This window comes from Flavobacterium sp. UBA4854 (genome assembly GCF_002399805.1).
Lineage (GTDB): Bacteria > Bacteroidota > Bacteroidia > Flavobacteriales > Flavobacteriaceae > Flavobacterium > Flavobacterium ginsengisoli.
Genome location: NZ_DHEI01000160.1, coordinates 37,438 through 40,898 on the forward strand (window position 1 = coordinate 37,438; position 3,461 = coordinate 40,898).

Genomic DNA, 3,461 nt, shown 5'->3' on the forward strand with positions numbered 1-3,461 from the left:
AAAAAAATTAGCAATACTATCGCGAATAAAAATTTAAATAATAACTAATGAAAAGAAATTTTGTAATTGTACTTTTTATTTTTTGTGTTTCCTTAACCGTTTCAGCACAGAAAGTATTTGATATTAAAAAATACGGCGCTGTTGGAGATGGAAAAACATTGAATACAAAAGCAATCCAAAAAGCAATTGATGCTGCTAATAAAAACAAGGGCGGAAAGGTTGTTTTTTCTAAAGGAACTTTCTTGTCTGGAAGTATTGTTTTGAAAAATGATGTCGAATTGTTTTTTGAAGATGGAGCGATTTTGCTCGGAAGCACCAATCCAGACGATTATCCAAAATATGAAGGAATTAGAGCTTTTATTATTGCTAATCAATCCAAAAATATTGCGGTAAATGGAAAGGGAATTATCGATGGACAAGGAAGAGAATTGGCTTTAGCAATAGACAGTCTGCATCATACAGGAGTTCGAATTGATCCGAAATACAATTACAGAAGAATGCGTCCTGAAGATGGCAGAGGAAAACTGATTTCGTTTGTAAAATGCGATTCGATTACTATGACGCAAATTACATTAAAAAATAGCCCAGGCTGGACAATGTGTTTTAGAGAATGTAAAAACATTGTAATTGATTTTATGAAAGTGGAAAGCCGCGCATATTGGAACAATGACGGAATTGACCTTGACGGTTGCGAGAATGCCCGAATTACCAATTGTAATGTAAACGCTGCAGATGACGGTATTTGTTTAAAATCTGAAGTTCCGGGATTGCACAATAACAATATTTATATCGGAAATTGTACGATAAGATCTAGTGCCAATGCAGTGAAATTTGGGACGGGTTCTTACGGAAGTTTCAAAAATGTGACCATTGAAAACATTAAAGTTTTTGATACTTTCAGATCGGCAGTTGCGATTGAATCTGTTGATGGTGCTGAGATTGAAAATATCAAAGTTTCAGATATTACAGCCCTAAATACTGGAAACGCAATATTGATTCGTTTAGGTCACAGAAATGGAGATAAACCAGGTTATATTAAAAATGTATCGGTTAAAAATGTAAAAGTACAAGTTCCCTTTGGCCGTCCAGACATTAATTACGATATGCGCGGGCCAGAAGTTGATTATTTCCATAATCCGTTTCCTTCTTCTATTGCAGGAATTCCAGGGCATTTGATAGAAAATGTGACTTTAGAAAATATCGAAATCATTTATCCAGGAAGAGCTTCAAAAGGAATGGCATATCATCCGTTAAGCAGGCTAAAAGATGTAAAAGAAAACATTAATGGATATCCTGAATTTACCATGTTTGGAGAATTGCCTTCTTGGGGATTTTATGTGCGTCACGTCAACGGAATTGAAATGAAGAATATCAAACTGATTTTGGATAAAGAAGATTTTCGTCCCGCTTTTGTTTTCGATGATGTTAAAAACCTTACGATGAAAACAATTGATATTCCATCAGATAAAAACAATCAGATTGTCTTTAAAGATGTTTTGTCAAGCAATTTGGACAGCGAAGCTTTAAAAAGAAAAATTGAACCAGAACAAAATAAATTTGAATTACCAGCACATTAGTGGTTTGCCACGAAGGCACAAAGGCACAAAGTTTTTTTTTTATAGATTATAAGATTAAAACTAATTTTTTTGGTTCCCGCAGATTCTGCAGATTTAGCAGATTAATAGATTTTATTTACATATCTGCTAAATCTGTAGAATCTGCGGGAGACCATAATCTTTGCGAACCAATTTAAAAAAAAATACAGATTAAAATAAAAAGAAATGAATAAGAAATACATAATCACGATCCTAATTTTCTTTATTTCCTTAACAATTTCTGCACAGAAAATTTACGACGTTAAAAAATACGGAGCAAAAGGAGACGGAAAAACCAACGATGCTGCAGCCATTCAGAAAGCAATTGATGCTTGTAGTAAAACAGGCGGAAGAGTTTTAATTCCAGCACCATTTACCTTTTTGGCGGGACCAATTGATGTAAAATCAAAAGTAGATTTGCATATCGAAGCTGGAGCAAAATTATTAGCAAGTCCAGATGAGAAACTGTACACCAAAAGTGCTTTTAGAACCAATCCAGGCGAAGGAACGATTTGGATCGGAGGAGAAAATATAGAAGATTTTACCATTAGCGGAAGTGGCAAAATAGACGGAAACGGAATTTCTTTTATGGGAGCAGAGGAAGATGATGCCTATATTTTAAAACCGTTTAATGTATTAGATCCAAGACCGCACGTTTTAACAATTATTGGAGGAAAAAATATCAGAATCAAAGATGTTCATATCGGAAATTCAGCTTATTGGACTGTGCATTTAATTGGCTGTAATGATGTTGTAATCAGCGGAATTACTTTGTTGAACAGTCTGAAAGTCCGTAACAGCGATGGAATTGATTTAGACCATTCTAAAAATGTTAGAATCAGCGATTGTTATATCGAAAGCGGTGATGATTGCATTTGTTTAAAAAACAGAAGAGAATTTGAAGAATTTGGTGCTTGCGAAAATATTACTGTAACCAATTGTACTATGACGAGCAGCAGTTGCGCTATTAAAATTGGTTCTGAAAACATGGATGCTATTAGACAAGTGGTTATTAATAATTGCATCATTAAAAATAGTAATCGCGCTTTAGGTATTCAAAATCGTGATGAAGGTACGGTAAGCGACGTTATTTTTTCTAATATTATTATCGAAAGTAAATTAAACACTGATACTTGGTGGGGAAAAGCAGAACCAATTTATGTAACAGCTTTTAGCAGAGCAAAAGGAAACCATAAAGACGCGAATTGGCGTTTTCCAAAAGGGGCGACAGAAGGTAAGGTGGGAGAAATTAAGAATATCTATTTCTCGAATATTCAATGTACAGGAGAAAATGGTGTGTTTGTAAGCGGAGAATCAAAAGATAAAATCAAGAACATTGTTTTTGAAAACGTGAGCGTTTACATGGATAAAACGACTTCTTTCCCTGGCGGATTATATGACAGACGTCCTGCAAATGTGGAAGGTTTTGTAAAAGGAAGCACTTCGGGTTTTTATTTTGATACTGCCGAAAGTATAAAAGTTCAGAATTGCACGGTTCAATGGGGAAAAAACAAACCAGAATATTATAAATATGCTGTAGAAAGTAAAAATGTTGATATTTTAAAAGTGGTTAATTTAGATGGAGAATCAGCTTTTCCAAATAAATATGAGGCCGTTAAAAGGTGATGTAATCTTGTAGAAAATTATAAGTGTAAAATTCACAATAAATTTTTGTAAAGTGATACTTTTCAAACTTTCAGCATAGCGTTTAAAATGATTAATTAATATATTGCAAGTATATTCTCAATATAAAAACAGTACAATGAAAAGAAATGTAATTTCAACATTATTCATAAGTGGTTTACTATTTAGTAGTATTTATGGAAATGCCCAAAAAGCGACTTTAGAAGTTGATGCTTCCAAAAC

Annotated in this window: 2 protein-coding genes; both read left to right on the forward strand. The window is 33.6% G+C overall.

Annotated features, from left to right (window positions below; all coding sequences use genetic code 11):
• Nucleotides 1-47 precede the first annotated feature (47 nt).
• Nucleotides 48-1,577, forward strand: coding sequence for a glycoside hydrolase family 28 protein (locus B3J44_RS23025; protein ID WP_286971713.1), 1,530 nt, complete (start codon nucleotides 48-50; stop codon nucleotides 1,575-1,577).
• 204 nt (nucleotides 1,578-1,781) lie between these two features.
• Nucleotides 1,782-3,221 carry a glycoside hydrolase family 28 protein gene (locus B3J44_RS23030; protein WP_286971715.1) on the forward strand — a complete coding sequence of 480 codons (1,440 nt, stop codon included), beginning with the start codon at nucleotides 1,782-1,784 and terminating at the stop codon, nucleotides 3,219-3,221.
• Nucleotides 3,222-3,461: the final 240 nt, after the last annotated feature.

Coding starts and splice junctions, on each gene's coding strand:
- B3J44_RS23030 (WP_286971715.1), top strand. CDS start 1,782: ATGAATAAGAAATACATAATCACGATCCTAATTTTCTTTATTTCCTTA.
- B3J44_RS23025 (WP_286971713.1), top strand. CDS start 48: ATGAAAAGAAATTTTGTAATTGTACTTTTTATTTTTTGTGTTTCCTTA.